The sequence below is a fragment of the Nocardiopsis oceanisediminis genome (genome assembly GCF_048595525.1).
GTDB lineage: Bacteria > Actinomycetota > Actinomycetes > Streptosporangiales > Streptosporangiaceae > Nocardiopsis_A > Nocardiopsis_A oceanisediminis.
On the sequence record NZ_JAFMZJ010000001.1, the window covers coordinates 6511927 to 6533442 of the forward strand.

Genomic DNA, 21516 nt, shown 5'->3' on the forward strand with positions numbered 1-21516 from the left:
CCGCCGCGCCGACGGGAGGTCCCGGATCCGGGCGCGGCCGGCTCAGCCCTCGGAGAGCGCCCTGCTCCGGTCCCGGGCGGCCTCGATCGCGTCGGTGAACGCGGTGCGCACCCCGTGCCGCTCCAGCTCGCGCACCGCGGCGGCGGTGGTCCCGCCGGGCGAGGTGACCGCCTCGCGCAGCACCACCGGGTGCTCGCCGGACTCGTTCAGCATCGCCGAGGCGCCGGCGATGGTCTGGTCGACGAGCCGCTGCGCGGTGGCGCGCGGCATGCCCATGGCCACGCCGGCCTCGATCATCGTCTCGGCGATGAAGTAGAAGTAGGCGGGCCCGCTGCCGGAGATCGCGGTGACGGTGTCCATGTGCCTCTCGTCCACCCGGACCACCTCGCCGACCGCGCTGAGCAGCCGCTCGGCGTGGTCCATCTGCTCGGCGGTGGTGGTGCGGCCCGCGGCGACCGCGGTCATGCCCTTGCCGACCAGTGCGGGCGTGTTCGGCATCGCGCGCACCACCGCGACGCCGTCGCCGAGGTGCTTCTCCAGCACCGAGGTGGTGATCCCGGCGGCGACCGACACCACCAGCCGCCCCTCGCCCAGGTGCGGTGCGACGGCGTCGAGCAGCTCCACCATGTCCTGCGGTTTGATCGCGAGCAGCAGGGTCCGCGCCCGGCGCGCCGCCTCGGCGGCGCCGGCCGTCTCGACCCCGTAGCGCTCGCGCAGCTCGGCCGCGTGCTCCTCGCGCGGCTCGGTCACCAGGACGTCGGCCGGGTCGTGCCCGGTGGCCAGCAGCCCGGCGAGCAGCGCCTCGCCCATCTTGCCCGCGCCGATGATCGCGATCATGCATCCACCCCTTCGAACCCTTTCCACGTTATAGCGGTCACGGAGCGGAGTGGACCCCGTCTCCCCCCTCCACGTTGATCTTGGACTTATCGACCGGCCGAGGAACGCTCACCGGTACCGGGCCGCGGGCCGGGACCGGTCGATAAGTCCAAGATCAACGGAGGGTGGGCGGGTCAGCCGCGGGTGGCCAGGGAGCGGGCCGCGAAGACGACGTTGGCGGGGCGCTCGGCCAGGCGGCGCAGCAGGTAGCCGTACCAGTCCCGGCCGTAGGGGAGGTAGATCCGCATCCGCTCCCCGGCGGCCGCCAGCCGGAGCTGCTCGTCGGGGCGGGCGCCGTAGATCATCTGCAGCTCGTAGCCCTTCCGGTCCCGGCCGTACCGGGCGGCCAGGGTGCGGGCGATGCCGATCAGCCGGGGGTCGTGCGTGGCGACCATCGGGTAGCCGTCGCCCGCCATCAGGGTGCGCAGGCAGCGGACATAGGAGGCGTCCACGTCGCGGCGGGCGGTGAACGCGCCGGGCGGCCCGGCCGCGTAGGCCCCCTTGACCAGGCGGACCCGGACCCGCTGCGCGGCCAGGGCGCGCACGTCCTCCTCGGTGCGGCGCAGCTGGCTCTGGACGGCGACGCCCAGCGAGGGGTGGCGCCCGCGCAGCTCGCGCAGGAGGTCCAGGGTGGGCTGCACCGCGGACTCGTCCTCCATGTCCAGGGTGACCGTGGTGCCGGCCTCGGCGGCCGCGGCGCAGATCCGGTCCAGCCCGCTCCGGGCCAGGGCCGCGCCCTCCGGGCCCAGGCCGAGCCCGACCGCGCTGGGCTTCACCGACACCTCGGCGGCGCCGGTCAGCCCGGCGTCGTCCAGGCGCTCCAGCAGCCCCAGGTAGCCGCGGACCGCCTCCTCCGCGCCGGCGGGGTGGCCGACGTCCTCCCCCAGCCGGTCCACGGTGGCCAGCAGTCCTTTCCCGGCCAGTTCGCCGACGGCGCGGACGGCGTCCCCGGGCTCCTCCCCGGCGATGAAGCGGCGCACCATCCCGCGGGCGGCCGCGCTCCGCTCGGCGGCCGACCGCAGCCGCCCGCTCCCCGACGCCGCCAGCAACGCGTTCCGAAGCACCATCCCGGCTCCCTGCATTCCGCCGCCCAGGCCTCCCCCGAGCCTACGTCGGCTCCCCCGCCCTGTCCCGGCCCCCGCGCAGAGTCGCGCGACGTCCTCCGGCGCCCGCTGTCCGGCGGTACCGCCTCCGGGGGCCGGAGGCGCGACCCCGTCCCCGGCTCCCCGGAGCGGGCGGCGCCGGCGGGCTCGGGCCCGCCGGCTCACCCCTCCGGGGGCCGCTCGGCCTCCGCCTCGGCCGAGGCCTTCTCCAGCGGGGTGCCGGCGCCGGCGGTGAACTCCGCGGTGAAGCGGTCCTCGCCGAGCAGGGCGCGGAGGGCGGTGCCGATCCGGTCGACGTCGAACCGCTCGGCCTCCGGCTGCGGGGCGCCGGCCGCGTCCCGGGCGGCCGCCGCGGCGCCGAGCAGCCGGGCGCCGCGGGCGGAGCGGGCGGTTCCGCCCTCCCCGGCGCCGTCCAGCGCGTCCGCGCCGGCGAGGCCTTCCAGCGCCTGGGCGACCGCCCGCGGGTCGTGCGCCTCCCAGGACGCCGCCAGCCCCCGCAGGTGCAGCCGGCGGGCGGCGGCCGCGTCGCCGCGCTGCTCCGCGGTGAAGCCCAGCTCGGCCAGGAGCGACGCCCGGCCCGCCGCGTACCCCTCGGCCTCGTGCACCTCCAGGACGGCGGTCAGCTCCCGCTCGGCCCGGTCCAGGTCGCCGCGGCGGCGCGCGGTCATGCCCAGACCGCCGCGGGCCATCGTCACCAGGCCGGTGAAGTGGTCGCCCCCGGCCCGGGCGAGCGCCTCGGCGTGCAGCCGCTCGGCCTCGGCGTAGTCCCGGACGGCCAGCGCGACCCGGCCGAGCCGGACCACCTCCTCCGCGGCCTGCGGCCAGAGCCCGATCTCCTCGGCCAGCCGCTGGGCGCTGCGGTGCAGCCGGGCCGCGCCCTCGTGGTCGCCGGCGATCCCGGCCAGCACCCCGAGCAGGTCGGCGGCGCGCGCCTCGCCCCACGGGTCGCCGGCCCGGCGGAACAGCTCCAGGCTCTCCTCCGCGTCCTCGCGCGCCGCGCCGAGGTCGCTGCGGCGCAGCTCCTCCCAGCCGCGCGCGTGCAGCGCCAGGGCCAGGCCCCAGTCGTCGCCCGAGCGGCGGAACGCGGCCTGGGCCGCCTCGGTGAGCGCGATCGCCGAAGGGAACCCCGTGCCCGTGCCGCGCGCCGCGGAGAGCAGCATCGCGAAGAGCGCCTGCGCCTCGGCGAGCCCGGCCGGGTCGTCCATCCGCCCGTAGGCCTCCAGGACCGCGCGGGCCTCCTCACCCGCCTCGACCGGGCGCCCCTGGAGGTACTCCATCGCGGCGAACCACATCCGGGCTCGGGCCCTGACCTGCGGCGGCGCGGCGCCGTCCACCCCCAGCGCGATCCGGAGCGACCGCTGCGCCTCGCCGTTGCGGCCGCGCAGGTACCAGTAGCGGCCCAGCGCTCCGGCGAGGCGGAGCGCCGACTCCGCGTCGCTCCGGGCGGCCGCCCGCTCCAGCGCCAGGCGCAGGTTGGCGCGCTCGGCGTCCAGCGCGGCCAGCGCCGCGGCCTGCTCCGGGCCGCGCAGTCGGCCCGCGTTCCGCTCGGCGAACCGGGTCCAGTGCCCGACGTGCAGCCCGAGCACCCGATCGGCGGCGCCGTCCTCCTCCAGCCGCTCCCAGCCGTAGGCCGCGACGCTCTCCAGCAGCCGGTAGCGGGTGCCGCCCTGCCCCGGTTCGGCGACCACCAGCGACCGGTCGACCAGCCGCGCCAGCACCTCCCAGACCTCGCCCTCCGCGACCGGGCCGCCGGAGCAGACCGCCTCGGCCGCGGCCAGCGGGAACCCGCCGGCGTGCACCGAGACCCGGGACAGCACGGTGCGCTCGCCGGCGCCGAGCAGCTCCCAGCTCCAGTCGATCACCGCGCGCAGCGTGCGGTGCCGGGCCGTGCCGCCGCCGCGCCCGGGCGCGGCGAGCAGCCGGAACCGGTCGCCGATCCGGTCGGCGAGCTCGGCCACGTCCATCGCGCGCAGCCGGGCCGCGGCCAGTTCCAGCGCCAGCGGGAGGCCGTCCAGCCGGGTGCAGATCGCCGCGACGGCGGCGGCGTTGCCCGCGTGGACGGTGAACCCGGGGACCGCGGCGGCGGCGCGGCCGGCGAACATCCGCACCGCCGGGGAGTCGAGCAGCCGCTCCGGGTCGTGCGGGGCGTCCGGGGCCGGCGGCTCCAGCGGCCGCACCGGGTGGAGCACCTCGCCGGGCACCCCCAGCGGCTCCCTGCTGGTGGCCAGGAGCCGCAGGCCGGGAGCGCCGCGCAGCAGGACCGCGGCCAGGCCGGCGACCGACTCCACCACCTGCTCGCAGTTGTCCAGCAGGATCAGGGCCTCCTTGCCGCGGAGCGCGCGCACCAGCCGGTCGCTGACCGCGCGCGGCCGGGCCGCGGCGCCGCCGCGCTCCTCCACGTCCTCGCGGAGCCCGACGGTGGCCGCGACGAACTGGGCGATGTCCTCGACGTCGCAGTGGCAGGCGTCGCGGGCGGTCAGCTCGGCGAACCAGACCCCGTCGGGGAAGCGCTCCCGGACGGCTCCCGCGGCGGCCACCGCCAGGGTCGTCTTGCCCACCCCGCCGGGCCCGGTCAGGGTGGCCAGCCGGCCGTCGGCGAGCGCCGCGCCGACCTCGGCGACCGCCTTCTCCCGGCCGACCGCCTCGACCAGCGGCGCCGGGAGGTTGCCGGGGGCGCCGTCCGGGGGGCCGGCCGGGTCCTGGCCCGCGCCGGGGCGGGGCCCCTCCCCGCCGGGCGGGGGGCCGGGCTCGCGCCACGGGTCCGCCCGGGCGGGCCGGGGCGCGTCCCCGGTGAGGATCGCGGTGTGCAGCCGCTCCAGCTCGGGGCCCGGGTCGACGCCGATCTCCTCGGCGAGCAGGGCGCGGAAGGAGCGGAAGCTCTCCAGCGCCTCCGCCTGCCGCCCGGCCCGGTAGAGGGCGCGCATGTGCGCGGCGCGGAGCCGCTCGCGGAGCGGGTACCGGGAGACCAGCTCGCCGAGCTCGCCGACGAGCGACGCGTGCTCGCCGGCGGCCAGCCGCGCCTCGGCGCGCTGCTCCAGCGCGGCCGCCCGCTGCTCCTCCAGCCGGGCGATCGCGGGGGCGGCGAAGGCGGCGTCGGCGTGGTCGGCCAGGGCGGGGCCGCGCCACAGCTGCAGGGCCTCGTCCAGCAGCGCGGCCGCCTCGCCCGGCGCCGGCGCGGTCCGGGCGCGGGCGAGCAGCGCGGCGAACCCCGCCGCGTCGACCGCCTCCTCCGGGGCGCGCAGCCGGTAGCCGGACGGCCCGGACTCCACCAGGGCCCGCGCGCCGGGCTCGGCCGCGTCCAGCGCCCGCCGCAGCCGGGAGGCGGCGGTCTGCAGCGCCGCGGCGCCGCGGGACGGCGGGTCCCCCTCCCACACCTCCTCCAGGAGCCGGTCGGCGGAGACCGGTTCGCCGTCGGCCACCAGGAGCGCCGCGAGCAGCGCCCGGACCTTCGCCCCCGGGACGGCGACCTCCGCCCCGGCATCGGTCCTGACCTCCAGCGGGCCGAGCACTCCGAATCTCATGCCGCCAACGCTAGACGACGCCCCTCCCCCGCCCCGCGAGAAGCCCCTCCAGGGGCCTCTCCGGACAGCCCGGAACCCGGCTCCCGGCGTCCACCGGGACCCGCGCCCCACGGAGCAGGGGTTCGAGCGGCGGCGGCGAAGGAGGGGACGGGGCTCAGCACCTCACCCGGGCGCGGCGCCCCGCAGGGCAGGGGTTCGCACGGACGGCAGCGGCCGAGGAGGGAACCGGGCCGAGTCGATCGCCCGAGCTCGCCGCCCCGCGGGGCAGGGGCCCGAACGGACGGGGCGGGCAGAGGCGGCGCGGGGACGGCCCGGTGGTGAGCGGGCGGTGAGTCGGCGGTGAGGGTCCGGCGAGGGGCGGGGCCGATGCTCGGTGCAGCGGCCGAGAAGGGCCGCCGAGGACCGGAAGGAGGCACCGCGATGGGAGTGGACCGCACGCCGGGCCGACTCCCGCTCGTCCTGGGGATCCCCGCGGACGGGCGGACCGGCTCGGCCGACCTGGCGGTGCTGCGCACCGCCGAGGAGCGGCTCTCCGGCTCCGCGCGGACCGCGCGCTTCCCGCTCTGCGCCGACCTGCCCGAGTGCCGGTCCGCCGACGGCCCGGTGCCGCCGCGGCTGGTCCGGGAGCTCTACCGGGCGGTGGCCGCCGCCGACGCGCTGCTGATCAGCGCGGCCGAGGACGGCGGTCCGCCGCCGCCCCGGCTGCTCTCCGCGCTCGACTGGGCCGGCTACCCGTTCGGCGGGGTGCTCACCGGGACGCCCGCCGCCGTCATCGGCGCCGGGGCGGAACCGGCCGGCGGGGGCGTCCGGGCCCGGCTGCGCGCGGTGCTGCGCGCCGCCGGCGCCCGGGTGCCCCGCTCCGGCGCGCTCCCCGGCGGCCTCCCCCGCCCCCTGCACTTCCTCTCCGACACCGCCACGACCTGTGAGGACGAAAGAACCATGACCGGATACTTCGAGCCCGTCTCCGTCGGCGCCCTGAAGCTGCCCAACCGCCTGCTGATGGCCCCGATGACCCGCTCCCGCGCCCCTCGCGGGATCGTCGGCCCGGCCACCGCCGAGTACTACGCCCAGCGCGCCGCGGCGGGGCTGATCATCGCCGAGGGCATCCAGCCCAGCGTGCGCGGCCAGGGCTACATCGACACCCCGGGTCTGCACTCCGCCGACCAGGTGGCCGCCTGGCGCGAGGTGACCGGGGCGGTGCACGCCGCCGGCGGGCGGATCTTCGCGCAGATCATGCACTCCGGCCGGATCGGGCACCCGGTGCTCTACCCGGACGGCGGGCTGCCGGTGGCGCCCTCCGCGATCGCCTCCGGCGAGCGCCTCTACACCCCGGACGGGCTGCTGGAGCACCCGGTGCCGCGCGCCCTGGCCACCGCGGAGATCGAGGAGGTGGTGGACGAGTTCACCGAGGCGTCCCGGAACGCGATCGACGCCGGCTTCGACGGGGTGGAGCTGCACGGCTCCAACGGCTACCTGATCCAGCAGTTCCTCGCGGACGGGACCAACCGGCGCACCGACCGCTACGGCGGGAGCCGGGCCAACCGGATCCGGTTCGCCGCCGAGGTCGCCGCCGCGGTGGCCGAGGCGATCGGCCCGGAGCGGACCGGCATGCGCATCGGCCCGGGGACGCCGAACAACGGGATCACCGAGAGCGACACCGCCGAGCTCTACCCGGAGCTGGCCCGCGCCCTGGCCCCGATCGACCTGGCCTACCTGCACATCGCCGAGGAGGGGCACCGCGAGGTGACCGAGGCGGTGCGCGCCGCGTGGCCGAACGCGCTGCTGCTCAACCCGCACCCGGACCCCGCCTCGGGGGCGCGGACCACCGAGTCGGGGGCGGAGGCGCTCGCCGCGGGGCTGGCCGACGCGATCACCATCGGCTCCGAGTGGCTGGCCAACCCCGACCTGGACGTCCGGGTCAAGGCCGGCGGGCCGTTCAACGACCCCGACCCCGCCACCTTCTACGGCGGCGGCGAGCAGGGCTACACCGACTACCCGCGGCTGGACGCCCTGCAGGCCTCCGGGGCCGGACGATGAGCCCGGCCCCGGCCGCGGCGCCCCGGGGGCCGGCCGCCCCCGGGGCCGCCGGCCCCGCCCCGGAAGAGCCGCCCGGGGTCCGGGCCGCTCCGCTGGCCCTGCTGCTGCTCGCCTCCACCCTGACCGTGATGGCCGGCGGCGTGCTCACCCCGATCGTGGAGCTGCTCCGCGGCGACCTCGGCCTCACCTCCACCCAGGCCGGGATGGTCGTCACCGCGCACACCGCGGTGATCGCGGTGAGCGCGCCGGCGGTGGGCTGGGCGATGGACCGCTGGGGGTACCGCACCCCGCTGGGGGCCGGGCTGGTCCTCTACGGGCTGGCCGGCGGCGCCGGCGCGCTCGCCGGCTCCTACCCGCTGCTGATCGCCACCCGGCTGGTGTTCGGGCTGGGTGCGGCGGCGGTGTTCGCCGCGAGCACGGTGGCCATGCTCTCGCTCTACCGGGGCGTGCTGCGGGACCGCGCGATGGGCTGGCGGTCCGCCGCGGTGAGCTTCGGCGGGGTGGTCTGCCCGCTGCTCGGCGGCGCGCTGGGCGCCCTGTCCTGGCACGCGCCGTTCGCGGTCTACCTGGTCGGCGTCCCGCTGGGGCTGGCCGTGCTGGCGCTGCTGCCCGACGCCCGGCCGGAGGCGCCCGCGCGCGGCACCCGGGGGCCGCGGTTCCGCCCGACCCCGGCCGTGCTCGGCTTCCTGCTGCTCACCGTGGCCACCTCGATGATGCTGTACACCCTGGTGGTGTTCGTGCCGCAGCTCCTGGCCGAGCTGGGCGTGACGCACCCGTCGCTGGTCTCGGTCTACCCCGTCAGCTGGTCCGGGGCGATGGGCCTGGTCGGGGTGGTGTACGCGCGGTTGCGCGCGCGGCTGGGCTACGGCTGGATGCTGCGGCTGGCCGCGGCGCTGTGGACCGCCTCGTTCGCGCTGCTCGCGCTGGGCGGCGGCCCGGTACCGGTGTGGGCCGCGGTGGTGCTGTTCGGCCTCGGCATGGGGATCGCGGTACCCGCGCTGACCGTCCTGGTCGGCGGGGGCGTCCCGGCCGCGCAGCGCGGGCGGGCCACCGCCCTGGTCACCACGGCGACCTTCGCCGGGCAGTTCCTGGCCCCGCTGGTGCTCGGCCCGGTGGTGGAGGCGCTCTCCATCGGCACCGCCTACCTGCTGGTCTCCGCCGGTGCGGCGGTCATCCTCGCGGTGCTCCTGGCGGTGCGCATCACCGACCCGGAGGCCTCCCCGGAGGAGGCCTGAGCCCGGCCGCCCGGCGCGGCGGCCGCGCCGCCGGGGCCACCGCACCGCCGCCGGGTCAGTCGCCCTCCTTGGCCGTCCCGCCCGCGTCGACGGTGAAGGTGCGCGGCGGGGGCGGCGGCGCGGAGCGGCGCAGCGCGATCCGCTCCCGCCGGTCGGCGCTCCCCTCCCCGGGGCCGCCGGCGCCCGCGCCCTGCCGGCGGACCTCGGCGAAGTGCAGCCGGGTGAAGGCCAGCGCCTCGGCCAGCTCCAGCTTGCGCGCCTCCCGGTCGGGGGCCTTGCGGGTGTTCACCTCCAGCACCAGCTGGCCCTCGTAGCCGTTGCCCGCCAGGTGCTCCAGCACCTCGGCGACCGGCTGCGAGCCGCGGCCGGGGATCAGGTGCTCGTCGAAGTTCTGCCCGCCGAAGCCGTCGGCGAGGTGCACGTGGGAGAGCCTGCCGCCGAGCCGCCGCGCCATGTCCATGGCGTCCGACCCCGACATCGCGGTGTGCGAGAGGTCCAGGGTGACGTCGGGGTAGTCGCGGTCCAGCGGGTTCCAGCTCGGGGCGTAGGGCACGACCTCCCGGTCGCCCATCCGCACCGGGTACATGTTCTCCACCGCGAAGACCACGTCGGTCTCGTCCTGCATCCGGGCGACGCCGGCCTCGAACTGCTTGGCGTACTCGCGCTGCCAGCGGAAGGCCGGGTGGACCACGATGGCGGTGGCGCCCAGCGCCTCGGCCATGTCCTTGGACCGGACCAGCTTCTCCCAGGGGTCCTTGCCCCACACCCGCTGGGTGAAGATGAGGCAGGGGGAGTGCACCGCGGTCACCGGGATGCCGTGGTAGTCGGAGAGCCTGCGCAGCATCTCGGCGTCCTGGCTGACCGGGTCGGAGGAGACCAGCACCTCGATGCCGTCGTAGCCCAGCTCGGCGGCGATCTCGAAAGCGGCCGGAGTCTTCTCCGGGTAGACCGAGGCGGTGGACAGGACGACGGGCGCGTCGGGAACCTCGATAGCGCTCACCCGAACAAGACTATGCGGTGCCGGGCGGATTGGCTCGGCGCATGCCGCTCCCGCTACCGTCCCCAGGGTGAGAGCAGCGCTGGACGGGGCGGTTCCCAGCCCCAACATCTGGAACAGTCCCCAGGTCTACGAGCTGGAGAACCGCGCGGTCGACCCGGACGGGGTGATCCGGGCCGCCATGGACCGGATCCGGCCGCCGTCCGGTGCGCACGTGCTGGACATCGGCTGCGGCACCGGCTTCCACCTGCCCGCCTTCGCCGCCGAGGCGGACCGGGTGACCGGGGTGGAGCCGCACGGCGAGCTCGCCGCCGCGGCGCGGGCACGCGCCGCCGGGCTGGGCAACGTCTCGGTGCGCACCGGGGTCGCCCAGCGGCTGCCGCTGCCCGACGCGTCGGTGGACGTGGCGCACGCGCGCTGGGCCTACTTCTTCGGCCGCGGCTGCGAGCCGGGGCTGCGCGAGCTCTCCCGGGTGATGCGGCGCGGCGGGGTCGCGTTCATCATCGACAACGACGCCTCCCGGAGCACCTTCGGCGGCTGGTTCCGCCGGTTCCTGCCCCGCTACGACCCGGAGGACGTGCGGCGGTTCTGGGCGGCGCAGGGGTTCCGCCGGGAGCCGCTGGACATGCGCTGGCGGTTCGAGCGGCGGGAGGACTTCGAGGCGGTGGTGCGGATCGAGTTCCCCGCCCGGCTGGCCGACGAGATCATCGCCGAGCACCCGGGCCTGGAGGTCGACTACGCCGTCGACCTGCACTGGCGCGAGTACTGAGCCCCCGGACCGGGGCGCCGCGCCGCCGCCCGGCGGCGGGCCGCCGCGCCCGCTCCGGGCGGTTCGGAACCGGACGTCCGGTTCCGGAGTCCTACCGGGCAGGCACCGGTTCCGCCCGGTGCGCCCCCCTGTTCATCCCCCGCGCGGAAGAGGAGACCGTGGAACCCCTGAACAGCAGATCTTCGCTCCGGCGCGCCGTGCTCGCATCGGTCTGCGCCGGCTCCCTGCTCGCCGTCGGGGCCTGCGGGATCATCCCGGCCCCGGTCCGGGAGGGGGAGCCGCCCCCCGGCCGCGGAGGCGCCTCCGCGGCGGAGCAGGCCACCGAGGCCCCGGAGCCCTCCCCGTCGGCCTCGGAGGCCCCGGAGGGCGAGTTCCGCACCGGCACCGTGCCCGCCGAGGAGCCCCGGTTCGACGAGAGCGTCCTCGGCCCGGCCCCCTCCGGCGACGACTTCACCGCGGCGGTGGAGTACGAGATCAACCGGTTCGTGAACATGTTCGCCATGGAGCACGACCCCGACTCCTCGGTCTCCTGCGAGGAGATGGAGGCGAGCAGCGGCTTCGAGGGCACCTGCACCGCCGGCTACGCCGACTACGAGGCCGAGTTCGTGGTGACCGTCACCGACGACGAGGGCTCGGTGGAGTACGAGACCGGGCGGCTCCCGGTCTCCCGGAACGCCCTGGAGGAGCGGTACCGCCACCACACCGGCGAGGAGGCGGTCCTCTGCGACATGGGCGAGTACAAGCTGGTCAGCTCGGGGGCCAGCGGCATCTCCTGCGAGACCTCCGGCGGGGAGTCGGCCGGCGTGGAGATCGCCGCCGACGGCAGCGGGGTCTCCTTCAGCGACCGCTGATCCCGGACCGCGGGGCGGCGGGCCGCGCGCCGCCGTCCCACTTCCCCGTTGATCTCGGCGTTGCGGGGGTATCAGGGCGCCCTGATACCCCCGCAACGCCGAGATCATCGGGACAGGGGCCGGCGGGCCGGGTGCTCCCCGCGCCCACCGCTCCCCCTCCCGCCGGCGCCCTCAGGCCTGCGGGGAGTGCTCCCGGACGCCCAGCGCCTCCAGGACCCGGTCGCCGACCTCGTCCATCCCGGAGCGGTTCGGGTGCACCGGGGCGGCCGGGCGGGTCGGGAAGATGCCCTCCACCCACTTCTCCGAGGCCGGGGCGCACATGTCCCGGCCGCGCTCGAAGACGTCGGCGAAGACCGCGCCGGCCTCGGCGGCGCGCGCCTCCAGCTCGGCGTTGAGCGCGGACTGCACCGAGTCGAGGTAGCCGACGTCGCCCTCGGCCACCGGGACCACCGGCCAGCACCCCTTCTTCTCCGGGAGCAGCTGCAGGTAGCCCACGACCACCACGGTCGCCCGCGGGCTGCGCTCGCGGATCCCCTCCAGCACCGCGGCCACCTTCTCCCCGGTCTCCGGGATCCGGCCGGCCAGCTCGTCGCTCCCGTCGTCCTGCTCGTAGTGGCGGCGGCACGGGTCGCCGCCCGGGTCGGTCACGCTCTCCTCGGCGCAGCGCAGCACCACCTCGCCGAAGCCCAGGTCGTTGCCGCCGATGCCGACGGTGACCAGGGTGGTGTCCGGGGTGAGCGCGTCGAACTGCGGCGCGTTGGACTGGCCGAGGGAGAGGTCCTGCCGTTCGGTCATGTGCTCGGTGACCGCGCCCGAGCAGCTGGCGTCGGTGAAGTCCGCGGCGCCCAGCGCCTCGGCGACCCGCTGCGGGTAGTTGTTGGTGGACCTCAGGCAGAGCAGCGGATCTCCGCTGGTCACCGGGATGAACGGGCCGGCGGTGAAGGAGTCGCCCAGGGCCACGTAGCGGTCGGCCGGGTCCGCCTCCTCGGCGGCGGCCGGCGCCGAGGCGAGCACCCCGGCCAGGCCGAAGGCGGCGGTGGCGGCGGCGATCCGGAGGGCGGCGCGGGATCCGGGGCGGGCGGGGGGCTCGGAGGCGGAGGGTGCGTCGGGGGATTCGAGCGACACGCGGTTCTCCTCGCGGTGCGGACGGACCTGCCGCCTTGAATGTGACCAGCGGGTAACACCCCGTCAACCGGCGCGGCCGTTTCCGGTCAGCGGCGTTTCCGCCACTCTAGGCGATCGGGCGGCTGCGCGCCGTGCGGACACCCAGGCCGGCCCCGCTTCGGCCGGCCCCGTCCACAGGCGCGCGGTCCGCGGTGCGGACTGTCCGCACCGGGCGCTAGCGTGCTTGGCATGGCCAAGAGTGCGAAGAGTTCCTTCCGGTGCACCGAATGCGGGTGGACCACCCTCAAGTGGGTGGGCCGCTGCGGTGAATGCCAGTCCTGGGGCACCGTGGAGGAGGCCGGCGCGCCCTCGGCGTCGATCACCCCCACCCGGGTCGCCACCTCGGCCCGGCCGATCACCGAGATCGACGTGGAGTCCGCGCACGCCTCGCCCACCGGCCTGGACGAGCTGGACCGGGTGCTCGGCGGCGGCGTGGTGCCCGGCGGGGTGATGCTGCTCGCCGGCGAGCCCGGCGTGGGCAAGTCGACCCTGCTGCTGGAGGTCGCCGCGATGTGCGCCGACGCCGGCCCGGTGCTCTACGTCACCGGTGAGGAGTCCACCGGCCAGGTGCGGCTGCGCGCCGAGCGGCTCGGCGCCCTCTCCCCCAAGCTCTTCCTCGCCGCGGAGACCACGGTCGGCGCGGTCGCCGCGCACGTGGAGTCGGTCGCGCCGTCCCTGCTGATCGTCGACTCGGTGCAGACCATGTCCGCCCCGGAGGTCTCCGGGGTGCCCGGCGGGGTGACCCAGGTCCGCGAGGTGGCCGGCGCGCTCATCCGGATCGCCAAGGAGCGCAACATCGCCACCGTGCTGGTCGGCCACGTCACCAAGGACGGCTCCATCGCCGGCCCCCGGATGCTGGAGCACCTGGTCGACGTGGTGCTCCAGTTCGAGGGCGACCGCCACTCCCAGCTGCGCATGCTGCGCGCGGTGAAGAACCGGTACGGCCCCACCGACGAGATCGGCTGCTTCGAGCTGAGCGACTCCGGGATCATCGGCCTGCCCGACCCCAGCGGGCTCTTCCTCACCCGCCGCAACGAGCCGGTGCCCGGCACCTGCGTGACGGTCACCCTGGAGGGCCGCCGGCCGCTCATCGCCGAGGTGCAGGCGCTGGCCGCCCCGACCAACCTGCCGCAGCCCAGGCGGGCCACCTCCGGGCTGGACACCGCCCGGGTCAACATGGTGATGGCGGTGCTGGAGCGGCGCGCCGGGGTGCACATCGCCAACGCCGACGTCTACGCCTCCACGGTGGGCGGGGTGCGGCTGGGCGAGCCCTCGGTCGACCTGGCGCTGGCGCTGGCGGTGGCCGGCTCCGCCAAGGACGTCGCGCTGCCCCGGGGGCTGATCGCGATCGGCGAGGTCGGCCTGGCCGGAGACGTCCGCGCGGTGAGCGGGGTGGAGCGGCGGCTGATGGAGGCGCAGCGGCTCGGATTCACCCGGGCCATCGTGCCCCGGCACAGCGAAGAGCCGGTCCCCGGCATCGAGGTGGTCGGGGTGGACGACGTCGCCGAGGCCCTCGCCCTGGCCCTGCCCGGCAAGCGCCGCCGGGCGAAGAAGGCCGCCGCGCCCGCGGCGGACGACGCCTGAGCCGCGCCGCCCCTCCCGCACGGCGGCCGGGCCCCGCCGGAGCGCTCCGGCGGGGCCCGGCCGCCGCGGGTCAGTTGAGCCGGAAGACCGCCTGCTCCTTCTTGCTGCCCGAGGCGTAGTCGCCCTTGAGCTGGGCCACGTAGGTGCCCGGCCGCTTGGCCTCCTGGTTCGACTCCCGGCAGTCCTTCCAGGAGCGGGTCCGGTCCCACTCGACCGTGGTCCGCCCGGGGACGCCGCGCTCCAGCTCGACCTTCTCCGCGTCCTCGGCCTCAGCGCAGTCCGCGGTGGAGTACACCCGGTCGTCGCCGGACTTGATGAGCAGCTCGACGGTGCCGGGGCCCAGGTCCACGGTGCAGGTCTGCTCGCCGAGGTTCACCGCGGAGATCTCCAGCTCCGGCTCGCCGTCCCAGGCGTAGTCGGAGCGGTCGCTCTCCAGGGTCAGCACCACGTCGGAGGGGCGGCAGGCGTCGCTCGCCTTCTTCGGCGCCGGGAACTCCTCAGAGGAGGAGCCGGAGTCCTTGCCGCCCTTCTCCCCCTCGTCCTTCCCGCCGTCGCCGCCGGAACCGCCTTCTCCGCCGCCGGAGCCCGCTTCGCCGGATTCACCGGGTTCGGGGGAGGCGCTGGGGCTGGGCGAGGGCGAGGCCGAGGGTGGCACACTGGTGGGGTCCTCGGAGTCCGGCGAGGCGGAGGGGTCCGCGGGGGCGGACGCGCCGGTCGGCTCCTCCTCGGAGGAGGACGGCCCGCACGCGTAGACGATCAGCGTCACGATCGCCAGCAGACCAACGAGGACGAAGACCCTGCGCTTCCAATACGTCCCGGGGCTGACCGGGCCCGGGTGTCCAGCACTTGACGCCATGCGCGTAGTATTCCGGGTTCCTCCGCCCGGCACATACTCAACCCGCCGTTAACCGACCACGATTGCCCATGATCGACAACCCTTATTCCTCGGCCGTTATCGCCTGGTTCGGGACACACGCCCGAGACCTGCCCTGGCGCGCCGTCGACGCCTCGCCCTGGTCCATCCTGGTGAGCGAGATCATGCTGCAGCAGACCCCGGTGGTGCGGGTGCTGCCCGCCTGGGAGGCGTGGATGCGCCGCTGGCCCACCCCGTCCGCGCTGGCAGAAGAGCCCGCGGGCGAGGCGGTGCGGATGTGGAACCGGCTCGGCTACCCCCGCCGCGCGCTCAACCTGCACGCCTGCGCCCGGGAGATCACCGAGCGGCACGGCGGCGAGGTCCCCTCCGACCACGGCGAGCTGCTCGCGCTGCCGGGCGTCGGCTCCTACACCGCGGCGGCGGTGGCGGGCTTCGCCTTCGGCGGCCGGCACGCAATTCTGGACACCAATGTGCGCCGGGTTCTGGCCCGCGCGCACACCGGGATCGAGTACCCGCCGAAGGCGCCCACCCGCGCCGAGACCCGGCTGGCCGAATCCCTGCTGCCCGAGGACCCCGCCACCGCGGTCCGCTGGGGCGCGGCGGTGATGGAGCTCGGCGCGCTGGTCTGCACCGCCCGCTCCCCCGAGTGCTCCGCCTGCCCCATCGCCGACCGGTGCGCCTGGCGGGCGGCCGGCCACCCGCCGCACTCCGGCCCGCCCCGGGTCGGCCAGAAGTACGCCGGCACCGACCGCCAGGTCCGCGGCCGCCTGCTGGCCGTGCTGCGCGCCTCGGACGCCCCGGTGCACAAGCCCGCCCTCGACGCGGTCTGGGACGACCCGGTCCAGCGCGAGCGCGCCCTGGACGCCCTGGTCGCCGACGGCCTGGTCGACCCGCTGGACGACGGCCGCTACGCGCTGCCGGGCTGAACGGCCGCGCGGAACCGCCTCGGAAACCCGGCGCCGCGCCACGCAAGCGGGGTATGGCTTCAAGTATGGCAACAAAGAAGATAACCGTGACGGTGCCGGAAGAGCTCCTTGAGGAGATCCGTGACGATGCGACAGAGCGGGGCATCTCCGCGTACGTGACCGAGGCCATCCGGCAGAAGCGCGAGCATGACTTGTTCGTCGAACTGTCCGACTGGCTTCAGGAAGAGCACGGACCGGTCACCGATGAGGAGCTCGCCGCTGGACGTGCCGAGCTGGAGGAGCTCGCCGCCGAGCATGAGCGCAGGCGCGGCCAGCGCTCGGGAGAAGCAGCGTGAGGAAGAAAGAAGAAAAGGCTGCGAAGTCGCCGCCTTTCTACGTACTCGACAGTGAGGCGCTGTCCCTGGCGGTGCGCGGCGACCGCAGGATGCTCATCCGCTTTGAACTCGCCGCCCGCCGGGAGGCCGCGATCGTGACCTCCCCCATGGCGCTCATCGGGGCCTACGACGGCAGAACGACCGAGCAGCGCTGGGACTGGATCCTCTCCCGCATCCACGTCATCGGCATCGGCAAGGACGAGGCGCGTGCAGCCCGCCGCCTCTTGGCCGACGCCGGGCTGCACGGCCACGAGCACGCCATCGACGCGGTCCTGGCCGTCATCGCCCGATCTTTGAAAGGCGAGGTCACGGTTCTCACCTCGGACGTCGGCGACCTGGAGAAGCTGGTCCCGAAGCGCATCCTCGTCCGGCGCGTATGACGCGTACCGCCCCCGCCCCAGCCGATGATCTCGACGTTGCGGGAAGGGGCCGCTACCCCCGGTCGGTGAGGAGCCGGTCCCGGAACAGGTCGAGCACCCGGTCGAGCGCGTCCCGGGTCGGCTGGCCCGGCTCGTCGATCAGATGCTCGGTCAGGACCGAGTGCGGCGGGATGAGCCCTTCCGGGGCGGCGTCGGCTCCGTCCAGCTCGACGGCGGTGAACGCATCGCCGAGTTCCCGGCGGAGCGCGGCGAACCGGTCCCCGGGAACGAGCCGGTCGCCGCGGAACCGCATGCCGAGCACCCGCAGGCCGCCGCGCGCGCAGCGGTCCTTGACCGCGGCGAGCTCCTCGGCGGAGATGTCGGTGGTTCCGCGCCGGCTCGCGGTGACGGCCAGCGGCAGCGACGGCTGGGAGAGCACCGGGGCGAGCAGCCGCTCGTCGGTGGCCATCGCCAGGGCGAACCCGCCGGTGAGGCACATGCCGACCGCTCCCACGCCGGGCCCGCCGCACCGCTCGTGCTCCGCAGCGGCCAGCGCCCGCAGCCAGCCGACCACCGGGGAGCTGCGGCCGGTGGCGAGCACCGTGAACTCCCGGCTGACGCAGACCTTCGCCATGCTCGACGCCATGTAGGCCGCGGTCCGCAGCCGCCCGTGCGCCGCCGGGTCGGGGTCGCGCCCGGGCGCGCCGAACAGCACGGGCAGCACCGCGGTGCACCCGATGGCGGCCACCCGCTCGGCGAACTCCAGCACCTTGGGCGTGATCCCGGGGATCTCTGCCATGACGACGACGGCCGGCCCGGTCCCGCGCCTCAGGACGTCGCGGGTGGTGCCGCCGTGGGTGAAAGCGCCGCGCTCGAAGCCTGACAGGTCATGGTCGGCCATGGCCGCTCCCGTCCGATTCCGCTGCCGGTCCTCCGGACCCGGTTTCCGAATCCGGTTCTGCCGGGGCAGTCTCTCACCTCGCCTCCCCGACCCCCGGCCCGGCCACCGGCGTTCCGGCGACCGGCGGGCGTACGGCGGGTGCGGCGGGTCGGGCGGGCGGACGGGCGGACGGTCGGATACGGCGCCCCGCGGGGCCGGGGTTCAGGCGGGCGGCGACGGCAAAGGCGGGAGTGGGAGCGAGGGCGATCACCCGGGCGCGGCGCCCCACGGGGCCGGGGTTCAGGCAGGCGGCGAGGGCAAGAGCGGGACCGGCCAGTCGGTCAAGCGCGGCACCCCACAGGGCCGGGGACTCAAACCAGCGGCAACGGCAGCGGTAGGGGCAGGGCGGAACCGGTCGCCCGAGCGCGGCACCCCACGGGGCCGGGGACTCAAACCAGCGGCGACGGCAGAAGCGGGCGCAGGGCTGGGCGTCTCACCCGGGCGCGGCACTCCACGGGGCGGGGGTCCAGGCAGACAGCGACGGCAGGAGAGGAACCGGCCAGTCGGTCAAGCGCGGCGCCCCACGGGGCCGGGGTTCGAGCAGGCAGCGACGGCAGAGGGGGAACGGGACAGAGGTGGTCGCCCGGCTGCGGCGCCTCGCGGGGCGAGGTCGAGGCGGGCCGAGGCGATGGGATCGCCGCGTCCGTATCTCCCGAGCGCCGTGGCCGGCTGCCGGGAAACGGCCACCCCCTCCTCAACCTGGGCGAATACGCAGGGTAATGGCGAGAGGGGGCGCCCTGCACACCGCGAGAGCACCCCGGTGATTTCCGAGCGCGCATCCCGGGCCGGAACAGGCCCCCAGAGGCCCGAACGGCCCCGATCAGGCCGGTGATGAGGGGTTGGAACCGGCCCGCAAGGCCGCAGACCCGGGGGCCGAAACCCGGGAGGGGCAGGAGCGGGGGCGACATGCCGCTTTCCCCTCTTACAGGGCCTCGCTTGACCACTCTGGGTAACCGACAAGGGGGCGGCAGGGGCCGCAGGGTCTGCTACTCGCTGGTAGATGTCAGCGGGCCTGCTGCGGAGATGCGCAGGGCGCCCCCGCCCTGCCCGATCCCCGCCACCGGCCCGGCCCGGCCTATGAGACATAACCCCTGCTCGGTACGGGCGCGCCCGCCCCCTTCGCCAGGGCGCCCCTTACTTCCCGCCGGAAGCGGGCGCCGGGCCGGTGAACGCGGCACCCGCCCACTCCTGCCCTCGCCGCCCGCCTGAACCCCGACCCCATGGGACGCCGCACCCGGGCGACCACCCCCGCCCCGCCCCCACCACCGCCGTCGCCGCCCGCCTGAACCCCGACCCCGCGAGGCGCCGCACCCGACCAGCCAACCGGTCCCCCTCCCGCCCTCGCCGCCCGCCTGAACCCTCACTCCGTGGGAGCGTCACCGCGCGGAGCCGACCGCATACCCGGCAGTCTCTCGGGGCCTTCCGGCATGGTCCGCCGCCGGTTCAGTCGAGGTCCTCGGCGACGCGGGCCCAGACCGCATCGCGGAGCAGGGCGGGGGTGTCCGGCGCCTCCGGACCGGCGAGCAGCTCCTCCCGGGCCAGGGCGGCGCGCCGGGCCCGTCGGCGGAAATCCGGAAGAACCAGCAGCTCGCCCGGCTCAGGACCTCTGTTGAGCGGCCACCCCCACCCGGTCAGGTAGGCGTAGGAGAGCACCCGGTGCTCACCCGAGCAGCTGAGCGCGTTCGCCGCCCACATCCGCATGATCTCCGGGGAGGCGGCGAAGACGAGCACCCCGCCGGTGCGCCGCACACCGAAGTCCAGGGGCCTGCGGTACAGCCGGTCCTCCTGCGGACCGTCGAAACCGCTCCTCTCCCGCCTCCTCACGGCGTAGGGCTCCAGGCCGGGCGTGTGCCAGCGGACCGTGCCGTCGCCCGGGCCGGACGGGTCCCGTCGGCGCAGCCCGCGGGCGGCCGCGGCGGTCAGCGCGGTCGCGGGCACCGGGGCCAGCACCACCGGGTCGGAGGGCTCGGCCCCGAACGGGGCGGGCAGCAGGAACCCCGGCCCGAGGAAGACCAGCGTCCCCGGTCTGCGCTGGTAGGAGAGCCCCCACAGCAGCCGGGCGAGGAACACCGCGCCGCGCGGGTCGGTGACCAGGTGCCACATGCCGTGCATCCGGTCGGTGGCGAACCGGACGTCGGTCCCGGGCCGGGGCGTGACGGCGGTGTAGTCCCGCCCGTCCAGCCGGATCCGGTGCCGGTGCAGCTTCATCCGGTCCGCGCTCCCGCGCCGGGCGGCGGGGCGCTGGGCTCTCCGTGTCAGCGGCGGCCTCCTCCCGAGCCGTGTCCTGCGCTCATCGCCCGCCAGTATGGCCGCGCCCCGACCGCCGGGGAACCGCTTTTCGGCCGGGCCGCCCGGCCTGCGCCGCTTCTACCCGGCCGGGACCGCTTCGGCCTTGAACTCCTCGTAGCGGACGGCGTGGTGCCAGGCCGCGTCGCGGATCTGGCAGGCCCGCAGCACCTCGGCCGGGTCGGTGATCAGTTCCATTCCGGCCGTCCGATCACCGTCGAAGTGGAACCGGGCCAGGGTCCGGGAGTCGAACAGCCAGAAGTCGGTCAGGTCCACCCCGTGCCGCTGGGCGTCGGAGCGCCACATGTAGCGGATGTCCTCCCCGGCGGCGATGTTGACCCGGGCGTTCGACAGCAGGTAGCGCTGCCCCTCGGTCGGCGGATCGTCCACGAGCCGCACCCGTTCGTAGCGCTTGCCCTCGGCGACCATCCGCCGGACATCGGCGAACCAGGGATTATCGCTGTCGTCGGGCGTCTCTCCGGTGCGGAGGAAGTCCTGGTAGTCCGGCTCGGCCTTGTCCGAGGCGTAGCCGGTCCGGGTCTCCAGCCGCCAGGCGGTGTGCTCGAACCCGCCGTCGAAGAAATAGTCGATCTCATCGAAAGGAACAAGCTCCGGCATGTGTCCGTGACTCCTTTTCTTTTCGTGTCGCGCCTCGCGCGATCATGGATCGGATACCGGTCCCCGGCCAGGGTCCCCTCCCCGGTCCCCGGCCGGGGACCGGCGCTCATCCCCTCCCAGCGGCGGGCGACTGCCGCCCGCTCGTCGGGCAGAGGTTGCCCTCCCACCGGTTCGGGCAGCAGACCAGGGTCGCGCTGAACGCGTTCCCGCCCCGGAGCCAGTGCCCGCACACCACATCGGTGCCCTGCTCCAGTGAGTCGCGCCAGAAGGGCTTCCGCGCCTCCGGGGCCATCAGCTCCGGCCAGTCGGTTCGGAGCTGCGGCAGGACCTTGCGGTACTCGCCGGTGAGCCAGGCCAGGGCCCCGTCCGCACCGTCCCAGGTGCCGCGGACCGCCGAGGCGGGCTTCCGCAGCCACCAGCACATCCGCTGCGGCGGCAGCGGTGAGGAGGGGAAGGCCGGGTGGTCGGGGTAGGTCTCGGGCGTCCCCCGGTACCGCTCCTCCCCGGAGCCCTGCCAGAGGTAGCCGTGGAAGTGCGGCCGGTCGTCGGGGAGGTCCCCGGCGCGCCGGGGACCTCGGTCCGGTTCGCGGTGGATCACGCGGTCAGCCCGGCCTTCTCGGTGTAGCCGCGCACGAACGCCGCCACCTCTTCCGGGGTGAACCGGAGCGCGGGCAGTTCGGGGCGCTTGGTGTCGCGGATGGCGACCAGGGAGTCGGTGACGGCCACCGCCACGCAGGTCTCCATGTCCTCTTCCTCGTTGTTGCCGCCACAGAAGGCCGTCCAGCCCTCCTCGGGCAGTTCGGCCGTGTAGAGGTCCCTGCCGTTCAGCATGTGCTCTCCCTCGCTCATCGGGGGCCGGACCCGGGCGCCGGGCCCGCGCGGGCCCTGGATGGGGAAGCCGGCGGTCGCCGCCGTCCAGGACCCACGCGGACCAGTACTTCGGGGCGCTTGATGGCGCACGGAAACGATAGAAGGATGGGGAGTCCTCCACCCGGAAAATTC

General features: G+C 76.0%; 19 protein-coding genes. 8 read left to right on the plus strand and 11 right to left on the minus strand.

What is annotated here, in order from left to right; all coding sequences use genetic code 11:
• Positions 1-42: 42 nt before the first annotated feature.
• The 3 genes from proC to J0910_RS28450 form a co-directional block, all read right to left on the minus strand.
• Positions 43-837 carry a pyrroline-5-carboxylate reductase gene (gene proC / locus J0910_RS28440; RefSeq protein ID WP_420161582.1) on the minus strand — a complete coding sequence of 265 codons (795 nt, stop codon included), beginning with the start codon at positions 835-837 and terminating at the stop codon, positions 43-45.
• Between the two features lie 173 nt (positions 838-1010).
• Positions 1011-1943 (minus strand): proline dehydrogenase family protein, encoded by a 933-nt coding sequence (locus tag J0910_RS28445; RefSeq protein WP_420161583.1) that lies wholly within the window; start codon positions 1941-1943, stop codon positions 1011-1013.
• Between the two features lie 197 nt (positions 1944-2140).
• On the minus strand, positions 2141-5500 hold the full coding sequence (locus tag J0910_RS28450; protein WP_420161584.1) for an ATP-binding protein: 3360 nt from the start codon (positions 5498-5500) through the stop codon (positions 2141-2143).
• A 420-nt stretch (positions 5501-5920) separates the two neighbouring features.
• Between J0910_RS28450 and J0910_RS28455 the strand changes: the two genes are divergently transcribed.
• Positions 5921-7537 carry an oxidoreductase gene (locus J0910_RS28455; protein WP_420161585.1) on the plus strand — a complete coding sequence of 539 codons (1617 nt, stop codon included), beginning with the start codon at positions 5921-5923 and terminating at the stop codon, positions 7535-7537.
• Positions 7534-8772 carry an MFS transporter gene (locus tag J0910_RS28460; protein ID WP_420161586.1) on the plus strand — a complete coding sequence of 413 codons (1239 nt, stop codon included), beginning with the start codon at positions 7534-7536 and terminating at the stop codon, positions 8770-8772. The genes J0910_RS28455 and J0910_RS28460 overlap by 4 nt, the downstream gene beginning before the upstream one ends.
• Before the next feature lie 55 nt (positions 8773-8827).
• Here J0910_RS28460 and J0910_RS28465 read toward each other — a convergent pair whose 3' ends face one another.
• Positions 8828-9772, minus strand: coding sequence for a sugar phosphate isomerase/epimerase family protein (locus tag J0910_RS28465; protein WP_420161587.1), 945 nt, complete (start codon positions 9770-9772; stop codon positions 8828-8830).
• Positions 9773-9839: 67 nt separating this feature from the next.
• On the opposite strand from J0910_RS28465, the gene J0910_RS28470 reads away from it, so the two are divergent.
• Both J0910_RS28470 and J0910_RS28475 read left to right on the plus strand, forming a co-directional pair.
• Positions 9840-10538, plus strand: coding sequence for a class I SAM-dependent methyltransferase (locus J0910_RS28470; RefSeq protein ID WP_420161588.1), 699 nt, complete (start codon positions 9840-9842; stop codon positions 10536-10538).
• A 158-nt stretch (positions 10539-10696) separates the two neighbouring features.
• Positions 10697-11389, plus strand: coding sequence for a hypothetical protein (locus J0910_RS28475; protein ID WP_420161589.1), 693 nt, complete (start codon positions 10697-10699; stop codon positions 11387-11389).
• A 171-nt stretch (positions 11390-11560) separates the two neighbouring features.
• Here the strand turns inward: J0910_RS28475 and J0910_RS28480 are convergent, their stop codons facing one another.
• Positions 11561-12514, minus strand: a complete 954-nt coding sequence (locus J0910_RS28480) for an SGNH/GDSL hydrolase family protein (RefSeq protein WP_420161590.1) — start codon at positions 12512-12514, stop codon at positions 11561-11563.
• 228 nt (positions 12515-12742) lie between these two features.
• On the opposite strand from J0910_RS28480, the gene radA reads away from it, so the two are divergent.
• Positions 12743-14137: a DNA repair protein RadA gene (gene radA, locus J0910_RS28485; RefSeq protein ID WP_420161591.1), complete on the plus strand. Its 1395-nt coding sequence runs from the start codon at positions 12743-12745 to the stop codon at positions 14135-14137.
• A 70-nt stretch (positions 14138-14207) separates the two neighbouring features.
• On the opposite strand, the gene J0910_RS28490 is transcribed toward radA, so the two are convergent.
• On the minus strand, positions 14208-14993 hold the full coding sequence (locus J0910_RS28490) for a hypothetical protein (RefSeq protein WP_420161592.1): 786 nt from the start codon (positions 14991-14993) through the stop codon (positions 14208-14210).
• A gap of 68 nt (positions 14994-15061) precedes the next feature.
• Between J0910_RS28490 and J0910_RS28495 the strand changes: the two genes are divergently transcribed.
• From J0910_RS28495 to J0910_RS28505, 3 genes are all read left to right on the plus strand, one after another.
• Positions 15062-15937 (plus strand): HhH-GPD family protein, encoded by an 876-nt coding sequence (locus tag J0910_RS28495; RefSeq protein ID WP_420161593.1) that lies wholly within the window; start codon positions 15062-15064, stop codon positions 15935-15937.
• 65 nt (positions 15938-16002) lie between these two features.
• Positions 16003-16272 carry a ribbon-helix-helix domain-containing protein gene (locus tag J0910_RS28500; RefSeq protein ID WP_420161594.1) on the plus strand — a complete coding sequence of 90 codons (270 nt, stop codon included), beginning with the start codon at positions 16003-16005 and terminating at the stop codon, positions 16270-16272.
• Positions 16269-16691 carry a hypothetical protein gene (locus tag J0910_RS28505; protein WP_420161595.1) on the plus strand — a complete coding sequence of 141 codons (423 nt, stop codon included), beginning with the start codon at positions 16269-16271 and terminating at the stop codon, positions 16689-16691. The genes J0910_RS28500 and J0910_RS28505 overlap by 4 nt, the downstream gene beginning before the upstream one ends.
• 52 nt (positions 16692-16743) lie before the next feature.
• Here the strand turns inward: J0910_RS28505 and J0910_RS28510 are convergent, their stop codons facing one another.
• The 5 genes from J0910_RS28510 to J0910_RS28530 all read right to left on the minus strand — a co-directional run bounded on the left by J0910_RS28510 (position 16744) and on the right by J0910_RS28530 (position 21345).
• Positions 16744-17571, minus strand: coding sequence for a dienelactone hydrolase family protein (locus J0910_RS28510; RefSeq protein ID WP_420161596.1), 828 nt, complete (start codon positions 17569-17571; stop codon positions 16744-16746).
• Between the two features lie 1482 nt (positions 17572-19053).
• Entirely contained in the window at positions 19054-19818 is a 765-nt protein-coding gene (locus tag J0910_RS28515) for a hypothetical protein (protein WP_420161597.1), read from the minus strand.
• Positions 19819-19977: 159 nt separating this feature from the next.
• Positions 19978-20514 (minus strand): DUF6879 family protein, encoded by a 537-nt coding sequence (locus J0910_RS28520; protein ID WP_420161598.1) that lies wholly within the window; start codon positions 20512-20514, stop codon positions 19978-19980.
• A gap of 106 nt (positions 20515-20620) precedes the next feature.
• The gene (locus tag J0910_RS28525; protein ID WP_420161599.1) at positions 20621-21112 is read right to left on the minus strand and encodes a hypothetical protein; all 492 of its coding nucleotides are present in this window, start codon (positions 21110-21112) and stop codon (positions 20621-20623) included.
• Positions 21109-21345: a DUF397 domain-containing protein gene (locus J0910_RS28530; RefSeq protein ID WP_420161600.1), complete on the minus strand. Its 237-nt coding sequence runs from the start codon at positions 21343-21345 to the stop codon at positions 21109-21111. The genes J0910_RS28525 and J0910_RS28530 overlap by 4 nt, the downstream gene beginning before the upstream one ends.
• Between the last annotated feature and the right edge of the window lie 171 nt (positions 21346-21516).